This is a genomic window from Spirosoma flavus (assembly GCF_054778555.1).
In genome coordinates, this window is the sequence record NZ_BAAGZL010000003.1 from 679,304 (window position 1) to 702,403 (window position 23,100).

The following is a 23,100-nucleotide window of genomic DNA, read 5'->3' on the forward strand; positions in this document are numbered from 1 at the left end:
GTTCAAAAGGTAATAATCCGCTGACTTTTATCGCTTCAGGATTTTCACGACCTGCCGTTGGGTAGGTGTGCTGGCATCCAGGAGATAAACGCCTGATGAACGACCCAACCGGACCCGATACGTAGCCGTCGACTCGACCGCTGGTAACATCTGCTCACTCACCGAATGCCCCTGTTCGCTGGTTAATCGAAGTTGCAATGGCTGTCCATCGGCTCCTGTTACTTTAATGGTGGCGTAATCACCCTCCACCGGATTGCCTTGTACTACAATACCTAATGGAACCAGTTCGGCAACTCCCTGCCGAGCCGGACTATTGCAGGCTGCCAGCCAGTTGTAGTCATAACTGGTAGTAGTACTGCCCTGCTGTGCCCGCATCCGTAATACCGCATTATCGGTGTACAACTCCAGCGTATAAGGTCCAGCAGCCGTCGTCGGTAGCATTTCGTTGACAATCGAGAAACTCACCGGCTCGCCACTTAAGCCCGAATACTGCGGAGTAAAGCGCACTGAACGACGGTTGGCACCCAGCGCCTGACATTCCACCAGGCTTACCCCCGTGATGGCAAATGCACCCGGTGTGGGGGGCGTCACCACCGTGTTGCTGGCCGGATTCACCGTTAGCACAAACGTACTGCTCACACTAAGTCCACCCGGATCAGTGGCCGTTACCGTCACCGAACTTACTCCGCTTACACTCGGCACGCCCCCAATCTGAGTCGGCGGGGAGAAACTTAATCCTGCGGGTAAGCCGCTCACACTTAGCACCAAACTATGAGGAGTCTCATTATCCGTGAAAGTCGTTTGCGGAATGGTGTAGCCGAACTCCTGCCCGACCTTCGCCGTCTGATCAGTCAGCGGAATATTCACCCGAGGGGGCGTGTTGGGCTGGGGCGCACTGCAACTTGCCAGCCAGTTGTAGCTAAAACTAGCTTCGTCTGCTGTTCCCTCCTGTTTGGCTTTGAGCAAAATCGTCGGATTATCGTTGTAAAGCTGCAAGCTATAGGGACCCGGCGCCGTAGTGGGGAACAACTCATTCACCACCCAGAAACTCACCGCTTGTCCATTCAGACCCGAATAGCGGGGCGTAAAGCTGATCTCGTAGCGGTTGTTGGCAATCTGGGTACAGGTTAGCGGGCTTACCCCCGTGATGGCGAAGGGTGCGCTGGCGGTCACCGAGGAAGGTTGCACCGTCAGCACAAAGCTGGTCGATGCACTTAAGCCACCCGGATCAAGCGCCGTCAGATTGATGGTGGACGTGCCTGTCTGGGAGGGCGTACCCGTGATAACCGTGCCTACGAGATTTAACCCCTGGGGTAAGCCACTAGCCGTCAACGTTAAAGCATTGGGCGTCTCCGAATCGGTGAACGTATTACTCACATTCAGGCTGAAGGGCTGCCCCTGAATACCCACCTGGCTGACAATTGGATTAACCACACGGGGTGGGGTGTTAGTCGCATTGGCTTCAGAGACGGTCAGCAGGAATGTCGTGCTCACACTCAATCCGCCCGGATCGGTAGCCGTTACCGTCACCGAACTCACGCCGGCCACCGTGGGCACACCACCAATTTGCGTTGGCGGGTTGAAACTGAGACCCGCAGGCAAGCCCGTGACACTCACCACCAGACTATTGGGCGACTCATTGTCGGTAAAGGTGGTCTGGGGCAGGGTGTAGCCAAAGCCCTCGCCGACCCGCGCCTGCTGATCGGCCAGCGGCTGATTAACACGTGGTGGCGTGTTGGGTTGAGGATTCTGACAGGCAGCCAGCCAATTGTAGGCAAACGAAGATTCACCAACAGTACCGCTTTGCTGGGCTTTAAAGGTAATTGTCGGATTGTCGTTGTAAAGTTGCAGCGTGTAAGGTCCCGGTGCCGTGGTGGGAAACATCTCGTTGACAATCGACACACTCACCGGTTGGCCATTGAGGCCGGCAAACTGCGGAGTAACGCTGATAACGTAGCGATTACTAGCAATCTGCTGGCAGGTGTTGGTCACCACCGCCGTGATGGCGAAGGGGCCAGCCGGGGCAGACACTTGATAAACCGTCGCCGAAGCTACGGCCTGGCAATTGCCTACTGTCCCGCTCACCGAGTACGTACCGGGGCTATTGACCACGATGAACGAAGTCGTAGCCCCATTGTCCCAGCGGTAAGCCGTGGCCCCGCTAGCGGTCAACGTAGCACTTTGCCCAGCCGAAATAGTCAGCGATGGATTGGCCGAGATGGTGATGGTGGGCAGGGCATTGTCCTGAACCACGGACGCGGTGGTCGTGGCGGTGCAGCCGTTAGAAGCCGTGATGGTCACCGAATAGGTAGCGGCTGCGGAGACGGAAATACTGGCCGATGTTTCTCCGGTATTCCAGCGGAACGTACCACTGCCAGTAGCCACCAACGTAGCACTCGGGTTCGCACAAGTCAATGTAGCACTCGAAGGCGTAATACTCACCGAAGGCACATTGCTGTCCTGGAAGACCTGGATTGAAGCGGTAGCCGTGCAACCATTGGTAGCCGTTATGGTAACGGAGTACGTATCGGCGGTGTTCGCCGTGATCGTCTGCGAAGTAGCGCCGGTGCTCCAGCGGTACGTACCTGTTCCGGTAGCGGTCAAGGTAACCGTTGAATTTGCACAGGTCAACGTAGCGCCGGTCGGCGTTCCAATACTGGGTGTGATGCTCACAGTGGGCACATTGCTGTCCTGCACGACGGTAACGCTGGTTGTAGCTGTACAACCGTTTGCTGCCGTCAGCGTAACCGAATAGGTAGTAGCCGTACTAACAGAGATGGCTTGGGACGTAGCGCCGGTGCTCCAACGGTACGTTCCACTGCCGGTTGCTGACAAGCTAATTACTGGACTGGCACAGGTCAACGTAGCGCTATTGGGCGTGATACTCACCAGTGGTGCGTTACTATCCTGGGAAATCTGGGCCAAAGCCGTTGCTGTACAACCGTTGGTAGCTGTCAACGTAACGGAGTAGGTAGCGGCCGACGTAGCACTGATGGAGGAGGATGTTTCTCCCGTGTTCCAGCGATACGTCCCACTACTACCTGTAGCACTCAGGCTCACCGACGAGGTAGCGCAGGTCAACGTAGCACTCGAAGGCGTAATACTCACGGTCGGTACGGTGCTGTCTTGGAAAATTGTCAGGCTGGTCGTGCTTGAGCAGCCCGATGTGGTAGCCGTCACCGAATACGTACCACTCGCACTCACGACCGCTGTGCCTGAACTGACATTCTGACTGATGATTCCCGGCCCGGCGAAACTGTAGCTAGTGCCGCCCGTCGCCGTCAGCGTCAGGCTGGATTGGGCGCAGGTCAACGTACCGCCCAAATTCGCCGTTAACGTAGCGACCGGTAAGGCATTTATCGTTACGTTAGTAGTCGCCGTTGCCAGCTGACCATTGCTACTGACAAGCAACGAGAAAGACTGCGAACCCGAGCCAGCCGCTATCAGCGTCTGGCTCAGCGAACTAGTAGACGTACTACCCGTTACCGATGTACTGCCACCATTCGTTAGCGTATAATTATAACTACCCGTTACGTTGCCCACGGTAGCAGTGAAGGTGAGCGGGCTATCCGCACAAACCGAGTTTGGGCTACCCGAAAAACCGGCAATGGTGGGTGTCAGGGAACTAATGGTGTTGCTGTCCGTAGCCGAATTGTTACCAAGCGATGAGTCAGACACGCCACCCGGCGCACTGACCGTAGCGGTGTTGGTCAAGGTGCCGGTAGCGGCTGAATTCAACGTAGCCGTCACTACAAAAACCACTGAACTACCCACGGGCAGATTGACGGCTTGACTGATATTTCCTGATCCCGAAGGCGTTACGGTTGCCCCCCCGTTGCCCGACGCCGTCCAGCTGATGCCCGTCAGGCTTGTCGGGAAGATGTCCACTACAATGGCCCCCGGTGCGCTGGATGGGCCGTTGTTCGAAGCCGTAATCGTATAGGAAACCGAACCGCCCGGTACTACCGTGGTTGCCCCATCCGTCAGGGTGATCGACAGGTCAGCTTGTGGAGTAAACGTATCGGTATCCGTAGCCGCGTTGTTGCCGGGCGTAGGGTCACTCTCGCCGTTGGTCGCCGTTACCCGGGCGGTATTGCTCAGAGTGCCCGTAGCCGCCGAACTGACGGCACACGTGGCCGTAAAGGTGACCGATCCCCCCGATGGCAGATTGACCAGTTCGTTAATATTTCCTGATCCCGAAGCGGTTACCGTACCACCTCCCGAACCTATGGCCGTCCAGGTACAGGTCAACACCGCCGGGAAGGTATCCGTGACCCGGGCTGCGGTAACCGCCGATGGACCGGCATTGGAGGCCGTGATGGTGTAGGTAACCGAGCCACCTGGTATGGCCGTCGTTACGCCATCGGTAACAGTAATGGATAGGTCGGCTGAAAGCGATTGAATACTGATCGGCGTGGTGGTGGTAAAGACAGGGCATCCACCACTAGCCGCAAAGGTGTAAGTAACTATATAATTACCCGGACTACTGCTGGCGGGCGTGATCTGGCCCGTACTGGCGTTGATACTCAGACCCGCTGGACTGGCCGTATACGTACCACCAGCTGTACCCGTGCGTGTTACGTTCACCGGAACGGCAGTCGTGGAGAAGGGCGATCCCGCATAAGCAATTGTGGCACTAGCCGGACTGGAAACGGTTACGTTAGTGGTCGCCGTTGCCGACTGACCGTTACTACTGACCAGCAACGTAAAGGATTGTACGCCCGACCCGCTGGCCGGTACGTTCAGGCTGAAGTTGCCGCTGGCAGAGCCGATCTGGGGACTGCCGCCATTGGTGAGGGTATAGTTGTAGGAGCCCGTTACGTTGCCTACTGTGGCTGTGAACGTAACCGGACTGCCCGCACAGACCGTTGCCGGACTGCCCGCAAAGCTGGTGATAACCGGCGTCTGATCCAGTACCTGTAGGGTGTACGCCTGGCTGGCAATCCCCACGCAGCCGTTGGCATCCTGAGCCCGCACCAGCACCGAGTAGCTGCCCGCCTGCGTCGGCGTACCACTCAGCACGCCACTAGCCAACAGACTCAGGCTGGCGGGCAGGTTCGTGCTGACCACCGAGTAGCTGTAGGCGCCACTGCCACCGCTAGCCGTGAAGCTCTGACTGAAGGCCTGCCCCACCGCAGCGGTGCTCACGGTTGGGTTGCTCACCGTCAGCGTGGTGGGGATACCCTGGTACTCATAGGCGCCCCGGTCAATGATGCTCCCGTTGTACTGGCGGCCATTACCGGCCAGATCGGTCGCCGGGCCGCTGGCTGCGCTGTAGGCAGTGTTGCTGCCCGAGTTGATAGCCGGTGAACAGTTCGCCAGTTGGGTGGAGGTAGTCGAGGCAAAGGGCGAGAGGGTGGTAGTCAGGTTGTTGCTCCCATCGGCAAAGTTGGTTACGGTGGGCTCAAACAGACTGTAGCTAGCTACCAGCGCCGGATTGGACAGCGGTTCATCCTGCTTAAAGGAATTGCTCCCGCCGTTGTTAAACAGCACCGAGTTGACCAGTTGGGTGGTGCCTCCAATGCCATTGTAGATGGCTCCCCCTTCAGAACCCTGATTGCCCAGGAAGGAGCTATTAGCTACTTGTAACGAAGTTCTGGCAATGAGCGCCCCCCCCTGTTGGGTGGCGACGTTGCCCACAAAGGAACAGTTAATGAGCTGATTATTGTTCGCTCCGGTAAGTGCCAGCCCTCCCCCGTAGGCCGCCGTATTGCTCTCAAAACGAGTGTTGATGATGATAGCAGTACCGTTACTAGCCACACTCCCCCCTTCCCAGTCACTACCTGTACTCTTGTTTTTCTCAAAGACACAGTTCGTCAATCGCAGTGTACTTGTGATGTTGGACATAGCAATAGCTCCCCCACCATCAGAGGCCGAATTACCCGTAAAGTAGCAGTCCGTCGCGTCCAGGTTGCCACCGCTTAAAGAGATTGCTCCTCCTTCCTGCTCAATTCTTGTATTATCAATGAACTGACAACGGCGTAGTACCACGGACCCTCCGCTACAATAGATAGTGGATGTGTAAGTGCGGTTATCCCGCACCACACAATCCTCCATCTCCAAACTAAAATTAGAATTTCCACTATTATAGATAGCCCCAAATTCTGTTAAACCTTGAAACGTGGTGCCTTTTATCAGCAAAGAATTGGCATTTTGATTACCCGAATTATAAATGGCTCCTGACGTATTGCGAAATAGACTGCCGGTGATCGTCAGGCTAGACGGACCATTGTTCTGGATGGAGCCGTAAGATCCGCCATCCTCAAAACGGCAATTGGCAATCAACAAGCGGCTGTTTTGATTGAATATGTCATGTCCGAGGTTATTCACAAAAAAGCAATTGCGAACGGTAGGACTGGCGTTTACATTGTATAGTCCATCAGTTTCTATAGTGGATGTTCCAATAGTGCTGCTCCCCCCCCTGATGACGAAGCCATCCAGCACGGCGCTGGCCGTAAGGCCCGGATCACTGCGCACGACGTAATTGCTATTGTCGCTGTTGTCGTCAGGCTGACCAATGTCGCCCGACAGGGTGCTGCTCGACGGTGCCCCCGTCACCGGATTCACTCCTGGCCGATCACCCAGTTGCCCTTCAGTTCCGCTAAAGCCTCCATAAATAGCTACTCCTTCTTTCAACACAAAGCTGATACTGCGGTCGGTGCCGGTGGTGGGCCTGTAAATTCCCTGAGCCACCCAGACCTGGGCTCCACAGGTGGCCGCCGTGTTGATGGCCGTTTGCAGGGACGTACCGGCGAAAGCGTTGTTCCAGCTACTGCCGTTCTGGCTGCCGGCCCCATTCTGGGTCACATACACCACCGTGCCGCAAGGAGCCTGGGCTGGATTCACCACCAGCGTATACGTAGCACCATCGTCTGTACAGCCGTTAACGGAATCCGTACCCCGTACCGTAATTAAAAAGCTCCCTGACTGAGTCGGCGTACCCGACAAAACACCGCCCACTGACAGTGTCAGACCATTGGGCAACGTACCATTAGCCAGTGAATAGCGGGTAGTACCCGTATTGCCCTCGATATTAAGGTACGAGGTAACGAAGGTTTGGCTGAAAGCGGTACCCACCGTGGCCGTGGTTATATTCGGATTAGTCACAAACAACGTAGCGGTATTACTACTGACCGTGGTGCTGGTGGTACTCACACAGCCATTGGCATTGGCTACCGTTACTGAATATGTACCGGGCGCACTCACCGAGCGGGTGTTGCCGCTACCACCCAGTACGTTCCCGCTGCTGTTAACAAAGGTGTAGGACGTACCGCCTGAAGCCGTTAGCGTTACGTTGGTGAGCGTACAACTCCGTGGACCATTGTTAGTTAATCCCGCCGTTGGCAAACTGTTGATTGTTACGTTGGTGAGGGCTGAAGTCGATTGCCCGTTACTAATGACAGTTAATTTAATGGTTTGATTGCCAGGAACTTGAGTTGCAAGACCTTGACTAAACGAACCTGATGTTGCGGTGTAGCTAAAAAGAACGTGATTACTGAACTCTATAGTGTAATCATAGCTGCCCGTCACATTGCCGATAGTAGCCGTGATCGTGACGGGTTGGCCCACGCAGACCGTGTTGTCCAACGTAGTGAAGCCGGTTATGGTGGGTGGGGCAGCCGGATTGACCACCAGCGTATACAATGGACTCACGGCGGTACAGCCGCTGCTGGGTATGGTAGCACGTACCGTCAATGAATAGCTTCCCGCCTGAGTAGGTGTTCCCGACAAAACACCTGTACTGGATAAATTTAGTCCTGGCGGTAACGTACCATCCTCCAGCGTAACGGTGGTTCCAGGTGGGATTTGCTGGCCCTGCTCGGTGATCGCGTACACAACAGAGAACGACTGCATAAACGGCGTCCCCACCGTGGCAGTAGTGGTGGTTGGCTTTTGTATATTGTTGACTGTAACCTCATTCGATCGGGCTACCGTCGTGCTGGTGGTGCTGGTACAACCACTCGCATTCCCCACTATCACCGAATACGTTCCGGGCAGACTCACCGACCGCGTCGTTGTCGGGCCGGAGGTACCCAATACGGTTCCATTAGGATTGACGAACGTGTAGGAATTTCCACCGGAAGCCGTCAGCGTTACGTTGGTCATCGTACAGCTCAGTGGTCCATTGTTAGTCAACTCCGCCGTTGGTGAACTGTTGACGGTTACGTTGGTGGTGGCCGATGCCGATTGACCACTGGCCGTCACGATCAGGGTGAAGGCTTGAAGACCCGAGCCAGCCGCTGTTAAATTCTGACTCAACGACGTAGTAGACGTAATGCCTGTGGTGGTACTCGTTCCATTAGTAATTGTATACGCATAACTCCCCGTTACGTTGCCTACCGTCGCGGTGAAGGTAACCGGAGTTCCTGCACAGCCCTGATTTGGGCTAGCGGCAAAACCTGTGATAGTGGGATCTAGAGGTGATACGTAATGGGCTGTAATGTTGGGGAGACGATATCTAAATGTTTCTGAAAATGGATAACGTTTCCCTACCCCGCCTGTAATCGTGATATTGGCATCAGAGCCCACCACCACCCCTTCCGTGGCAGAAGTAGTATAATTAACACCACCATCTACGGTATTCGTCACGTAAAACCCTACCTTTTGTCCAGCTGGGATAACCACATTGACAGGGATGGGAAGGGGAGTGGGAACAAAGACACCTAACGAAGAAACAGCATTAGTTCTACCCACAAATGTCCAGTCGGTAGCCGTAGTTTCTGAGTCCTTATAACTTCCTATTTTATAATAAATTTCGTAATCAGCTGTGGTGGAAGCATACAGACTGGCATCGAAACAAGTGATAGTGACAGTATTGGTGGCTTCAATATCGAACATAACTCCCCGGCTACCATTATTGGAAATATAAGATGTCGCCAGCGTAGTGCCCGCGCATACGTCAGCAGCCGCGGCTTGCCTTGCCCTACTGTTTTTTGTTTTACGAACCGATAACCGCTCAGGGTCATCTTGTCCTGTACTAACCTGGCAATAGGCCGTAAAAGCCGCCGAGAAACACAGCAGAAAAAGTAAAAGTTTAGATTTCATAAAGCCTGAAATGAGGAAAAAGCAATTGTTAATATTCTTTTCAAAAAGGATATATATTGTTTAAAATAAACTGCATCGGCATACTTAAATGCGGGTGCTAAATACCATCAATATATGTTCTTATGCTAACACTCTCGTCGCATTCATTAACACTTTCGTCGCATCGAACAAAAAAAGCCCGGATTTCCGGGCTTTTTTTGTTCGATACGACGAAAGTGCTGATTTACGACGGCGTGGCTGGCTGCCGGCCGTATTGCGAGGGCGAAACGCCGTAATGATCCTGAAACGTTTTAGCGAAATACGACAGGTTATCGAAGCCAACGGTATAGGCAATCTGCGTTACGTTCCGATCACCTTCTGTGAGTAATCCGGCCGCTTTCGCCAGCCGGATGTCGCGGATAAAGTGCGTTGGCGACGTATCGAGTAAAGTCTTCAGTTTTCGGTGCAGTTGCGAACGACTCAGGTTTACTGATTCGGCCAGCGATTCGACCGAAAAAGTGGTTTCGGCCAAATGCTGATGAACCACCGTTGTCAATTGATTAATAAATAGCTGCTCATTAGTGAGTGTAACCAGGGCAGGAGTGGTTTCCGGCATAGCAGATGCTGCTACGTCGGCCGTATCCACGTCGGCCGTATCCACGGTGGCCACTACGTTGGGTTGCTGACGAAACCAGTTATAAAGACGCTTCCGCTGTTCAAGAATGCTCCGAACCCGGATGTGGAGTTCCGTCCGATGGAAGGGCTTAGTCAGGTAATCGTCGGCACCCAAGTCAAATCCTTCAATGCGATCTTCGATCGTGGCTTTGGCCGTCAGCATCACCACCGGGATGTGGCTGGTGGCCGGTTGCGTTTTCAGGATGCGGCAAAACTCCAGCCCACTTAGCCGGGGCATCATCAGATCGCAGATCACTACGTTGGGTAACGACGCCGTAGCTTTTTCCAAGCCATCTTGCCCATCTACTGCTTCCAGAACCTGATACTCTGCTTCAAATATACTCCGTACATACGACCTGATGTCGGCATTGTCGTCGATGATCAGCAGTACGTTCGCCGATGCTACGTCGAGCGGCTCATTCGAAGACGTGCCATTCGTAGCAAGATCTGGATACGTATCAGCAACGGGCGCTACGTCTGGGGAGACATCAGATTGATTGGGAGCCGGTTCTACAGCCGCAACCAGCGGCAAGCTTACCGTGAACGTAGTGCCCGCCCCCTCCTGGCTCGCTACCTGAATCGTTCCGCCCAGCACCCGAACCAGTTCATGAACTAACGCCAGCCCAACGCCCGTTCCTTCGTAAGCCCGGTTCATCTGCCCATCCACCTGATAGAAACGCTCAAATATGTGGGCCAGATTAGCCTCTGAAATGCCAATACCCGTATCCTTAATCTCGATAACAACCTGCTGTTCATGGGGATACCGAATATTCATGCGCACCTGGTTACCTTCCGGCGTAAACTTAAAGGCATTGGAAAGCAGGTTGGTAACGATTTTTTCCAGCTTGTCCCGGTCGAACAGCGTCCACCAGCCCGTTTCGGTTTGCTCGAAGATGAAGCTGATCTGCCGGCTCTGGGCCAGCGAGCTGAACGAACTGGCTAAGGTGCGGAAGAATACAGCAATATCGCCGGGTTCAAGTTCGGGCTTAAACTGCCCGGCTTCGAGTTTACTCAGGTCGAGGAGCTGGTTGATTAGGCTGAGGAGTCGTCGGCCGTTACGTTCCATCAGGGAGAGTACCTGCTCGGCGGGGTATCGGGCTTTGAGTTCGGTAATTGGAGCCAGGATCAGGGTAAGTGGCGTTCGAAACTCGTGGGAGATGTTGGTGAAAAACTGCGTTTTCAGCGCATCCAGCTCCTGCAACTTATCCACCTCAACCTTCTCCTTAATCAGGGCATTGGCGGCCGCTATCCGTTCTTTGATGTATGACTGAACGATACGTCCCAGTACCAGCGACATCGACACCATTTCGATAGCCAGCGCCAGCAACGCCAGTTGACTAATAGCCGGATGATATCGAATGAGATTTAACGACTGCAACTGGTAGAGTGAAAAGGGAATAGTACAAAAAGCAATCGGCAATACAAAAATTAATGCTGCCCGTGGTCCTAATCGCCAGATGATACCGGTGCCCACGAAAAATAAAATATATGTCAACAGCACCAACGTGGCAAAGAACTTTCCGATGGCGGCATTCTGCACAAAAAATGACAAAAACACCCCGATGAAGCTAATAAACGCGATAGCTAGTAACAACCAGCGCATAGGCCGTAAGATTGGGCGGTTGTCGAGTAACGTATACAGCCAGACCGCTAAGCCAAACGGCATGAGTCGCCCCATACCGGTATGCACCCAATCCAGCAGCTGAGTGTGGTTCGACAGCAGAATCGGATAAATACCTGTGCGGGCAAGCGTAGCGAGGTAGAGCAGAAACGTGCAGACTGTGTAAAAGCGAAATTGCCGATTAGGAACGAATCGGGCCAGCACGAAGCTGTTCAGCGACCGCAGAATAAACAGCCCCAGAAACATCCAGATGGCAAAAATGATAACCCGGCCTTTGCTCAGATTGTGGTATTCTTCCCAGATGGTTACCTTCCCGAACATCGCCAAGCTGCTTTCAATGCGAAAATAGACTGTAACCGGCTCGTTAGTAGGCAGTTTGACCCGAAAGAAGGGCGTTGTCGCAAAAAACCCCCGATCTACGTAGGAGCGCTTCAACCCACCGGTCTGGTGATCCACCCGCCCATCAGCATATACGACGTAGCAGTCGGCGTATTCAATAGACGATGCATCTAGAAGGCCTATTAACCAGTGTTTTATATTTTCCTGACTCTGGTTCAACACCTGAAACCGAAACCAATAAGCACTACTGCTGTAGCCATATTGAAATGTTTCGGATTGGCTTGGTTGAAAATCCGTTCGCCGACGAACCTGCTCGAACGTGAGCTTAGCTGTTTTGTCGTTCAGAATGGCTAACCTGCGCCCCAACGGAAGAACCTGGGTGGTGTCACCCACGTCGATCACTGAAGAGATAGTCTGAGCAAGACTGAGAAAAGGCAAAACGCCAAAAAAAAGAAGTAAACCAATAAAGCCGCAGGGACGCATTCGAAGTTACGCTACTTAACCAACAGGTTAAACTGATTTCATATAATCAAACAAAAACTTAGCCAAATTTTACTGATTAAATAGATAGTTACGCCTATGGTTATGGATAAATCGCCATATATACGTTGAAGTTTAAAATCGGGATTTTTATATACGATAAGTTTATTTCGTACGCTTAACATGAGGATTTCATTTGCCATTTTCCCTACCGCACCAGCAGACCAGTCTGAATGGCAAAACGCTGCTATTCAGCTTCTTTTCGAAGCCCTAAATAGGGTCACTATTAGTTAAAGTTCATCGACCCGCACCAACCGATACGATTTATCGCGAAGTTCTGTTAGCAGCTTGTCCATATAATTGTACAGTTTGTCCGTTCGACGCGGATCAGTGCCAATGTGCATCAACAGCATAAACCCATTCAAGCCGGAGCGTTTCTTCTGTTCACAGACACGAATGGATTCCAGAATTACGTCGCTGCTGCGATAATTACGGTCGATGGGCGTTGTATAATCGGCATGACTAAGCGTACCGGGCGTGTAGTTAATCAACTGAATACCTTCGTCTTTAGCCCACGTAGCGATGCTGTCATTATACCATTCGTAGGGCGGCAAAAAGAACATAGTAGAATTGGCTTTCCCGGTGAACGTAGCAAGTGCTGCGTAATTAGCCAGCAAATCAGCAACGAACTGTTCACGGTTAACCAGCAGACTATCACGCTTTCCCCAATCACAGTAAAGCAAATGCTGATCAGAGTGCGGGCCAACGTAGTGACCATCCTGAATGAGCTGACGAATAACGGGCGCGAACGTAGCGTTTCGCAGAAAACGCCCCGTCAGAAAAAACGAAGCCCGAACGCCATGTTTCTTAAGCGTTCGGGCTATAACAGTACCGCCGTCGGCAAATTCGTCGCCCGTAAAAACCAGCGACAGCCGACGTAGCGACGTATCACCCCGAATTTTTGCGCCTTTGTAATACGTCGATTTTGGGTCAATAACCGGCTTTTTGCTACGTTGGGGAAGCGATTTTATCGTCTTTTTTGACGTAGCGCTGTTACGTAGCGATGCCGGTTTTTCAACTTGTTTGGCAGCCAGCAGGTAAACCAGCGAAGCGGTTCCGTCCATCGTTGGTTCGTTGGTGCTGTAGTCGCCGTAATCGTCGTGATACACAGCTACGTTGCTCTGAAAAGCTGCATATTCGTCGGGTTGATAAAGCATAATGCCGATTAGTTTGCTATAAATGCTGCCTCGCACCGGCCCATCGACTAAACCGCCATCAATCGGGTAATTTTTCAGGTGCGTAAACGCCGAATGCGGGTCAGCGGGCGTATCGCCTTTTGCCGGAAGCCCATACACAAAACTCGTTCCCCACGGATTGCAGCCAAACAGCCAGTCAAAATTCGCCTGTTCAAACGCTACGTACTGCGCATCGCCGGTGAGGGTTCGGTACCAGTAACATTGCGTGGCAAACGACGTAGTATAATTATTGCTGCACCAGATGAACGGAACACCCCGATAAAAAGCGTTTTCCTTCGCCCGCTGCCAGACGGTTTCGATCCCTTTTTTGTAATAATCCGTAACGGTTTTTCGCTGATTGGCAGGCAGTTTTTTGGCTAGTTCCGCATGACCGACGTTCACAAACGGGTACCACTGATAGTGCCGTGCCGTATCATTGGTCATCCAGGGCGTAACAGGTTCCTTCTGGGCAAAATCCAGTGCTGTATTTTGAAACTTCTGTACCTGCTTATTCGCTACGTTCGACAGATTAAGTTGCTCAACCGTAGCAAGTTCCATGTCATCAACGTAGTTGTCTTCTTCATAAAAATACGGTGCCCGACCGGGTGCTGTCTGGCAATTTCCCGGCTTTTTCAATCCAAGCTGGTACGCCGACTGCGACCGTTTCCGAAGCTGACTGGCGTAGGCGGGTTCGCGGGAACGTAGCAGCTGATACCCCAACGCCAGCGCACTACTGACTTTTCCCGCCGTCGATGCCACGCCCGTCGCCCGATTTTTGTATTTAAACATCCCCTGCGGCTGCCCCGTCGCAAAATAAACAGGCCGTTCGTAGCCTTTGCCGTAAGCGCTGTCTTCTTTCGGGATTCGCATTCCGGCATGGTCGCGGTCGTCGCCGAGTTGGTTGAACAGCCAGTCATCGGTGGGGTGCATTTTCAGAAGCCAGTCGAGGCCCCAATGCGCTTCGTCCAATATATCCGGTACGTTGTTAGCACCTTTCAAACCGTTGCCCTGATGCTGATCACTAAAAGCAGTTGGAAAATCGCGAGCGGCTGCCAGCAGGTGATACGTAGCGTTGGCCGACGTAGTGACGTACTGCAAATAATCAGACGCATCGTGCCAGCCGCCCACTACGTTCACATGCGTGCTGTCGGGCATTGGGCCGTAGAGCGTGTAGCCGTCATGCGTGTGGCACGAATCGTTCAGAAACGGATTGAAACCGCTACGTTGCTGGCGCATGTAGCGCAAACAGAAATCAGCCGTGCCGTTATACACATCATCACCAATCCGAAACGCAGGCGAACGGGTTCCATCGTCAGCCTGAACGTAGTACGTTCCCGGTTTTTGAACGCCCGAAAAATCCAGCCGATACGTTTGCCGAAACGGGCCATACGCGCCAAACCCCTGCCCTAATGTACCTTGATAAATGTTCGTTCCCGTTTGTTCATCGACAAGTTGAAAACGAGTGATTTTCGCTTCGGTCAGGCTTCCCCAAACGGCGACTTTAGGACTGTGCGGCCGGTATCCAAGCAAGTTGATACGTATTACGGCCGATGGTTCCTGATGGCGCGTTTCAAAAGCTACGAAACTGATTATCAAAACGATGATTATGAATAAACGAACGGGCATATTGATCAGACCATTTTTCATTATCCCAATTTTCGGGATTTGAGTCTATAAAATTGGTGGTTGCGCCTGTAGAGACCGGTCCGCCGTTGCGGAGGTATGTCTTGTCGCTACGATTAAACGATTCATTCTATTAAATCTTTTTCAACAGCCCCATCATCATTTCCTCAAAATAGGCCCCGTTATACGGACCGAACCAGTTCATGTCGCGGGTTTCATAGGTCTGGCGATCGTAGTAGGCATCGGGTGTTACGTAGCCGATATAGCCACCGTCGAAACTGGTAATGAAGAGATTAACATTTTTCTGCTTGGCGAGCGGGGCAAAATCAGCGACAAATTCGCCGGAATAATCGCAGGGTGTGCCCAGTAATACGTTGTTGCCGATACGCAGCGCTTTCAGATCGGAAGGATAGTCGCCATAGATGGCGTAGAACAGCCACGGACGTACGCGCCAGTTACCAATCACACGCGGGTGCGGCTCGCGCAAGCCCAGCGGCAAGGTAAACATGGCCAGCGTGCTATCTGATTTTGTTTGAATGCCAGGTACCGTTCGTTCGATACGTGCCGCCAGATCGCCCGCGTAATTCCGAATTTCCTGAAAGTCAGTTACGCCCCGCGATTCGGGTCCTGTACTTCCTACAGCGCCCGCCAGAAATACCGCAAAACTGGTCGACTTTTTCTCCAGCCGATCAACCAGCGAACCAGGATAATCGCGGCTGAGGTAATCGCCGTTGCCCCCGTCGAACAACGTAGCATGACCGGCAAAACTGCACAACAGGGCCGATTCGCCGTTGGCTTTCTGCAACTTAAGCAACCGGACTTGGCCATCGAGCGGGCGCGTTGGCCCCGATTTACCAATGCGATTGTAGATGTGATCAGTAGCGTCGGTCTGACCGTAGCCGATCTGCACGGGCGCTACGTTGGCCTGCGCTTTCCGGATAGCATCCAGCACACCATCGGTGATGCGCGTAACGATTTTTTCATCGTATTTACCCGCAATCAAAGTCCCCACCAATCCGGGTGCCCAGCCCCCTACGCTATTGTGCGAATGAATAGCTCCAATGTACACGTTCTCCCAGCGCAATCCTACTTCCGGCAACCGCTTTTTCAGGGCTTCAACAACGGTTGGGGGTGTAATGAGCAAATCTAAACCAACCACCGCCACTGGTGAATTACCGTTATTCAAAACAATAGCTCGCGCAAAAATCGAATCGCTCACTACGTGCCAATGCTTGCCGCGACGAACGCCGTAGCCACCAGTAGGCGTCGTGTAAGGCGGTGTGATGTTTGCCTTCGCCCAACCTGCCTGAATAGCCGTTTTGGCAATCGGTGCAGACGGGAGTTGCGCGAGTCGCTCTTTGGTCTGAACGTAGTACGGCATCTGCTGATACGGCGTATCATCGACAGGGGCCAGACTAACCGCCAGAAAAATCAGTATAAAAATAACCAGCCCGAGGAGGACTTTGAGCACTACGTTTAAAAACCACTTTATTCCCTTTTGCTTAGTAGCCATTCGTAAAAGTAACTGTCATTTTTTGTTGATATATTATTTTACTTCACCTTAACGAACTCGGTAACGTACCGAACCAAGATACATATCAACCATGGCACTAATGCCGACGCCAACGCTGTAACAAATCAGATCGCTCCAAAGAAAGCCAAAACCCAGAATTAATCCGCCCAAACGGGTAGCCCGCAGACTGTCGATCCAGGCCGCATGGTATAACTGACTAATCTCAATACCAAACGAGAACCCCAGCGTGGCAATCGCAACCGTTCGGGTTGACCAACGACGGAAAATAGTAGCAAACCCAAAGAAAATCATCAACGCCCACAACGTATCACCCACGTACAACCGAATAAAGGAAATATCGCCCAGGAATCGTCTGGAAGCCAAACCAATCAAGAGAACCACGATTGTTAAACATCCGTAAACAACTCGATTTCTGACTACTGCTACTTTGGGCATCTCAAGGTAGTTGCTGGTAAAATTCCCACAATTCGGGCTTTCAGTAGTACTTTTCGTCGGGCTGACGTATACCAATAGCCAGTAAGGCGTCTGAAATTGTACTTGGTAAAGGTAGCTCGAATTCGGTTTTTTATGAGACAACTTATCCCGTTTTGTATTCTACTTTTCTTACTTGGCTCATGTACGGCTAAGAAGCAAGATAACAAAACCGACTTTGTCGACGTACCGGTTTCGGGGCTTTCTGGCAAACAACTGGCCTTCACCCACTGTAGCCGTTGTCATGCGTTTGTGAAGCCCGAGCTACTGGCAAAATCAAACTGGCGCGATGTACTTCCGGCGATGGGCCATCGCATGGGCATCTACAGCAGCGGATTCAGACCTGATAGTTTATTTGATGAAGGCCAAAGTGGTTCGGTTGTTCGGGAGGCAAATATATTTCCGGAAAGGCCCATTCTGGCCAGAGAAGACTGGCGTAAACTGGAACAGTATTTTCTGGAGAACGCCCCCGACACCATACTTCCTCCGCTTCGCCAACACAAGATCCGAATGGGTTTAAAGCATTTCACGTATAAAGAATCTCCCTTTGCGCATCGCCCTGCACTGACCACGATGGTCAAAATCCTGCCTGACAAGCGGGGCATTGTTTTTAGCGATGGAAAAAGCCGACGTAACGTTTTAACGTTTTTAACCCCCGACCTCCGCGAAAATTACAGCCTGCCATTGACCGCAACCCCAACTCATTTTTACGAAAAAGGAAACGAAACGTATCTGACAACGGCTGGCAAGGGCGTTTTCCCGACCGATGCGCCAGGTGGTACCCTACTACGTTGGGAAAAGAACGTAGCAGGGCCAGGTTACAAAGAGTATACAGCCATTTCAGATTTGCAGCGTCCCGTTTCGATGGCGTACGGCGATCTGAATAAAGACGGTCTGGAGGACGTAGTGGCCTGTGAGTTTGGCAACCAGACTGGCAAGTTGGCCTGGTACGAAAACAACGGAAAAGGGGGCTACACGAAACGAATTCTGCGCCAGAAGCCCGGTGCTATTTCGGCCATTCTGAAAGACGCCAATCGTGATGGGTTACTGGATATATATGTGCTCATGGCGCAGGGCGATGAGGGTGTTTTTCTGTATGAAAATCAGGGCGGAGGTACGTTTAAGGAAAAGCGGCTACTGAGCTTCCTGCCGCTCAATGGTTCTCAATACATCGAACTGGCCGATTTTAACAAGGATGGTTTCGAGGATATCGTGTATGTCTGCGGAGACAACGCCGACAAAACACCCATTCTGAAGACGTATCACGGTATTTATATCTTTCTGAATGACGGAAAATCTAATTTTAAGCAGTCGTATTTCTACCAATTGAACGGCGCGTATAAGGCGATGGTACGTGATTACGACCTGGACGGCGACCTGGATATTGCCGCTATTTCATTCTTCCCAGACTACCAGCGCTACCCCGAAGAAAGCTTTGTCTATCTGGAGAATAAAGGAAAACTGAAATTTGACGATTACTCATTTTCAGGAGCACCAAACGGCCGATGGATCGTCATGGATGCGGGTGACATGGATGCCGATGGTGATATTGATCTGGTGCTGGGATCGTTCGTGTATTTTATCCCACAGGGCGATACGACCGGGCTCGGCAAGCGCTGGCTGACGAGCGGCCCATCCGTCGTTGTTTTGGAAAACACGACTCGGTAGAGGTATTGGTCAATTATGACAATCAAAAAGGCACCGGGGAATCTCCCCGATGCCTTCGTCACCCTTACCGGTTTCCCGGTCTCCCTAATAAGACTTTTGCCAATGCTACAAAAATGGAGCCGCAATGGCCAGTACCTGAGCTTTGGTTAGCGGTTCGTCAAAGGCTCCGCGAAGATTATCATCCGATATAGCTGATACGTTCGGAAGCGTTTTCAAATTGACGCCACCCTGCGTGAAAGTCGTTTGTGTTGTATCGGAAACCCAGCCTTTTAATCCTAGAATCCGCCGAATTTCCGATGCGTGCCGGGCTTCGACTGAGTGAATTTGCAGGGCGGTCAATAGAATCGCTTTGTCATTGATTAGATTACCAGCCTGCCCTTTATATGCCTGAACGCCCGTATCTTCCAGCGCACGGGCGGTTGCCAGAAACGTTGCGTAAGTTGTGAACGTACCGGTCGGAAATTTAAAGGTTGGTTTGGCTCCGGCAGCTGCTCCTAACGCTGTTTTGAGGAGTGCTACGTGGGCCGTTTCATGTTTGCTGATCTGGCTTATAACCGTACGGTCGGATGCTGGAACCAAATTAGCAGCGGCCAGACCCGCTTTGTAGAAATCGTCCTCTAAGTATTCGAGGGTGAGGGCAAAGTTTGCTACGTCGATAGCGGCCTGCGATGGAGTCGTAGACTGAGCCATCGCTTTGTTCAACGTAGCGGCCATAAAGGTCGGAATACCCGCAGCGGCCAGATTTGACCCAAACTTGAGCAGGCTCCGGCGCGAGTAAAAACTAAAGCGCTCGCCTACTTCAGGATCGGCTTTCTCAATATCGGCAATTAATTTGAATAAATTCATGACGTTGTTCAGGTTGGTTTACTTAGGGAGGTTAGCTCCACTGATGGGCGTTGTTACAAATTTTTGCGCGGTTGGCAGCACATTGGCTGGAGTAGCGGCCACATCAAGGCCTGTAGTGGGAGCAACTACGTCGTCGCCCGCAAAATCGGCTGATTTTGGGTTGAGCAGATCGCGAATTGCTGCTGCGTGCCGGGCTTCAACCGAAACAATTTTACCGGCTAAGGCCAGGTAATTAACGTCCTTAATAAGCGGACCAGCCCCATTATAGGCCGAGACACCCAAATCTTCAAAAGCCTTGGCAGTTGCTAACACGCTACCCCGGTCGCTGAAGTTGACGGCTGTAAAATTAGGGGTCAGACCAGCAATTGCTGATGCACCCAGAGCAGCTTTGAAAAATTCGCGGTGAACAATTTCATGATCGCGAATGTCGGTCAGCAACGTTTTTTCGGCGTCCGTCATACCTGTGTATGGCGTGGCAATGACCTGTGTATAAAAAGCGGCTTCCAGTTGCTCCAGTGCATAAGCATAATTCAGAATGCCCGTATCGCCCGTGCCCAGATCAACGGTTGCAGAAACCGTGGTTGGGTTTTCTTCATTTCCACAGGCAGACAGAATAGCTCCCCCTGCTGTAAGTGCGCCTGCATAACGCAGAAATAATCGGCGGCCCACCATAACCGGCTCAAGTTGACCCGGCAGCATCGTCAAGCCTGATGAATGCTGTTTCTTTTCCATGAGTAAAACGGAGTTGTGTCGAAAAGCGCCGTTGGTTTGCCCAACAGCTCGGTGTATCTACGAACACGATCAGGCGTTGGATTTATCGCTTTGTAGATTTTCTGAGAAAACGCCAAAAAAATGCTCTCCCTCACTTTACGTCCCCGAAATTGTCGTCATCCGGGGCTTCCTGATTAACTTGCGCGAATGATTGGCAGTCTGTTTGCTAGAGCATCAGACGAAACGGATATAATTTACTTCCTAGAAATGCAGGTTCTTAAGTTCGGCGGCACCTCGGTTGGGTCCGTAGAAAGCATAAAGCAGGTTATTCAAATCATTGACAATCACCGCCAGAATAACGATCAGATAGCCGTCGTATTCTCAGCTATGGGCGGGGTCACGAATCAGCTTATTGAAATCGGGCGGATGGCCACATCGGGCGAAACCGATTATATGGAGCTAGTTCGACGGATTGAAGACCGGCATTTTAACGTAGTGAAAGCCCTGATTCCGGTTAAAGAACAGAGTAAGGTTTTCGCCAACATTCGAGGTACTATCAATGAACTGGAAGATCTGCTACGTGGCGTATCGCTGATTCGCGAATTATCGCCCCGCACACACGATCTGATTACCAGCTTCGGCGAACGACTTTCTACGATGGTCATTACCGAGTGCATCAAAAGTCGGGGCATACCAGCGCAATTCTGCGATGCCCGTCAACTCATCAAAACCGATGCCCAGTTTGGTCATGCTGAAGTAAATTATACACTGACCAATCAGTTAATTCAGGAATATTTCAGCAAAAACTCTGACTTACAATTAATTACCGGATTTATTGGTTCGACGGAGAAAAACGAAACCACTACGTTGGGCCGCGGTGGATCCGACTATACGGCATCTGTCATTGGCGCTGCGCTGAACGCTACGGTCATCGACATCTGGACCGATGTTGACGGCATGATGACGGCCGACCCGCGCAAAGTACCAAACGCCTTCAACATTCCGACCATTACGTATGCCGAAGCAATGGAACTCAGCCACTTCGGGGCTAAAGTGATATATCCGCCCAGCCTGCAACCGGCCTTTGCCCGTAACATCCCGATCCGTGTACTTAATACGTTCAATGCGTCGCACAAGGGCACGACCGTGAGCCGAACTGCCGAACGGAGGCAGTACACGATTACCGGAATTTCGAGCATCGACGACATTGCGCTGGTGAACGTACAGGGATCGGGTATGATTGGCGTAGCGGGCGTTTCGGCCAAGTTATTTGGCGTACTGGCGGCTCATAAAATCAGCGTTATCCTGATTTCACAGGCTTCTTCGGAACACTCCATCTGTTTCGCTATTGACCCACGCGGGGCCGAACACGTAAAGGCAATTCTGGATGCAGAATTTGCCACTGAAATCACACACGGCCATATCGATAACATCACCATCGAGCGCGACCTGTCGGTGATTGCGACCGTGGGAGAAGGCATGAAAAAAAGCTCTGGTATTGCCGGGAAACTGTTTTCGGTGCTGGGTAAAAACGGGGTAAATATTGTGGCGGTGGCGCAGGGTTCGTCGGAAATCAACATTTCGGTGGTTATCAACAAGAACAACCTGTCGAAAGCCCTCAACGCGCTACATAACATCTTTTTTCAGTCAGAAGCCCGTGTCCTGAACCTCTATCTGGTCGGTACAGGACTGATTGGCAAGACGTTACTAAAACAGATTTTTGACCAATCGGAGTTTTTGCGGGAAGAAAAACTGCTTAAAGTGTGTGTGGTGGGCATGACCAACACCAAAAAAATGCTGCTCGACCCAAAAGGCATTTCGCTCGACGACTGGCGTGAACGGCTGCTGACCGAAGGCGTTACTACGTCGCTGCCGGCGTTTGTGGATAAAATCAAAGACTATAACCTACCCAACTCGGTATTTATCGATTGTACGTCCGACAAAGACATTGTTCAATTCTACGAGTCGCTGCTCGACGGAAATATTTCGGTCGTTACGCCAAACAAGGTAGCCAATTCCGGTCCCTACAGCGAATACCGGCGTCTGCAACGTACCGCTCTCAACCGGGGGGTTAAATTTCTCTACGAAACCAACGTAGGAGCGGGTTTGCCCATCATCAACACGGTGCAGGGCCTGTTGACCTCGGGTGATCGTTTTCTAAAGATTGAAGCGATTCTGTCTGGTACGTTGTCGTTCATTTTCAATACGTTCCGTCCCGGCAGCTCCTTTGCCGACGTAGTGCGGGAAGCTAAAGAAAAAGGCTACACCGAACCCGATCCGCGCGATGACCTGAGTGGTCAGGACGTAGCGCGCAAGATTCTGATTCTGGCCCGCGAAGCTGGTTTCGCCCTGGAACCCGAAGACATAACGATCACCAATCTTTTGCCCGAAACCTGTTTGGCTGCCCCCACCGTACCAGCGTTTTTCGACGAACTGGAACGTAACAACGTCTACTTCGAAAAGCTGCTCACCGATGCCGAAGCCAATGGCGAAAAACTACGATTCGTGGCCAGTTTTGAGAACAACAAAGCATCCATTGGCCTGAAAACGGTGGGCGCTGATCATCCGTTCTACCAGTTAACTGGTGCCGACAATATCGTGTCGTTTACGACTGAGCGGTACAAGGAGCGACCATTGGTGGTAAAAGGTCCTGGTGCTGGTGCCGAGGTAACAGCCTCAGGCGTTTTCGCCGACGTAGTGAGCATCGGAAGTTATCTGGCGTAGTGTAAAAGTCAGTGTCGGATTCGGAATGACTTCTCCTGAATAATAGGTACATAAACGTAGTACTGACGCCGGTTAAAATCCCGCCGTCAGTACTACGTTCTAATCATCCATTTGAGCGATATTACGATACTCTGATATGAGCTGTTTGG

Annotated in this window: 9 protein-coding genes; 2 read left to right on the plus strand and 7 right to left on the minus strand. The window is 51.9% G+C overall.

Annotated elements, in window-relative coordinates:
- Positions 1-27: 27 nt before the first annotated feature.
- From ACYVF1_RS19305 to ACYVF1_RS19325, 5 genes are all read right to left on the minus strand, one after another.
- Positions 28-9,045 carry a putative Ig domain-containing protein gene (locus ACYVF1_RS19305; protein WP_461081825.1) on the minus strand — a complete coding sequence of 3,006 codons (9,018 nt, stop codon included), beginning with the start codon at positions 9,043-9,045 and terminating at the stop codon, positions 28-30.
- Positions 9,046-9,268: 223 nt separating this feature from the next.
- Complete coding sequence (locus tag ACYVF1_RS19310) at positions 9,269-12,142, minus strand: ATP-binding protein (protein WP_461081827.1); 2,874 nt, start codon at positions 12,140-12,142, stop codon at positions 9,269-9,271.
- A 287-nt stretch (positions 12,143-12,429) separates the two neighbouring features.
- Entirely contained in the window at positions 12,430-15,021 is a 2,592-nt protein-coding gene (locus ACYVF1_RS19315) for a glycoside hydrolase family 9 protein (protein ID WP_461081829.1), read from the minus strand.
- A 109-nt stretch (positions 15,022-15,130) separates the two neighbouring features.
- Positions 15,131-16,510 carry a neutral/alkaline non-lysosomal ceramidase N-terminal domain-containing protein gene (locus ACYVF1_RS19320; RefSeq protein WP_461081831.1) on the minus strand — a complete coding sequence of 460 codons (1,380 nt, stop codon included), beginning with the start codon at positions 16,508-16,510 and terminating at the stop codon, positions 15,131-15,133.
- Positions 16,511-16,558: 48 nt separating this feature from the next.
- Positions 16,559-16,912 carry a ribosomal maturation YjgA family protein gene (locus ACYVF1_RS19325; protein ID WP_461081833.1) on the minus strand — a complete coding sequence of 118 codons (354 nt, stop codon included), beginning with the start codon at positions 16,910-16,912 and terminating at the stop codon, positions 16,559-16,561.
- A 186-nt stretch (positions 16,913-17,098) separates the two neighbouring features.
- On the opposite strand from ACYVF1_RS19325, the gene ACYVF1_RS19330 reads away from it, so the two are divergent.
- Positions 17,099-18,670 carry an FG-GAP repeat domain-containing protein gene (locus tag ACYVF1_RS19330; RefSeq protein ID WP_461081835.1) on the plus strand — a complete coding sequence of 524 codons (1,572 nt, stop codon included), beginning with the start codon at positions 17,099-17,101 and terminating at the stop codon, positions 18,668-18,670.
- A gap of 105 nt (positions 18,671-18,775) precedes the next feature.
- On the opposite strand, the gene ACYVF1_RS19335 is transcribed toward ACYVF1_RS19330, so the two are convergent.
- Together ACYVF1_RS19335 and ACYVF1_RS19340 are read right to left on the minus strand one after the other, a co-directional pair.
- The gene (locus tag ACYVF1_RS19335) at positions 18,776-19,516 is read right to left on the minus strand and encodes a ferritin-like domain-containing protein (protein WP_461081838.1); all 741 of its coding nucleotides are present in this window, start codon (positions 19,514-19,516) and stop codon (positions 18,776-18,778) included.
- Between the two features lie 18 nt (positions 19,517-19,534).
- A complete protein-coding gene (locus ACYVF1_RS19340; RefSeq protein WP_461081840.1) occupies positions 19,535-20,248 on the minus strand; it encodes a ferritin-like domain-containing protein in 714 nt (237 codons plus the stop codon).
- Positions 20,249-20,494: 246 nt separating this feature from the next.
- Between ACYVF1_RS19340 and thrA the strand changes: the two genes are divergently transcribed.
- Positions 20,495-22,951 (plus strand): bifunctional aspartate kinase/homoserine dehydrogenase I, encoded by a 2,457-nt coding sequence (gene thrA / locus ACYVF1_RS19345; protein ID WP_461081842.1) that lies wholly within the window; start codon positions 20,495-20,497, stop codon positions 22,949-22,951.
- Positions 22,952-23,100: the final 149 nt, after the last annotated feature.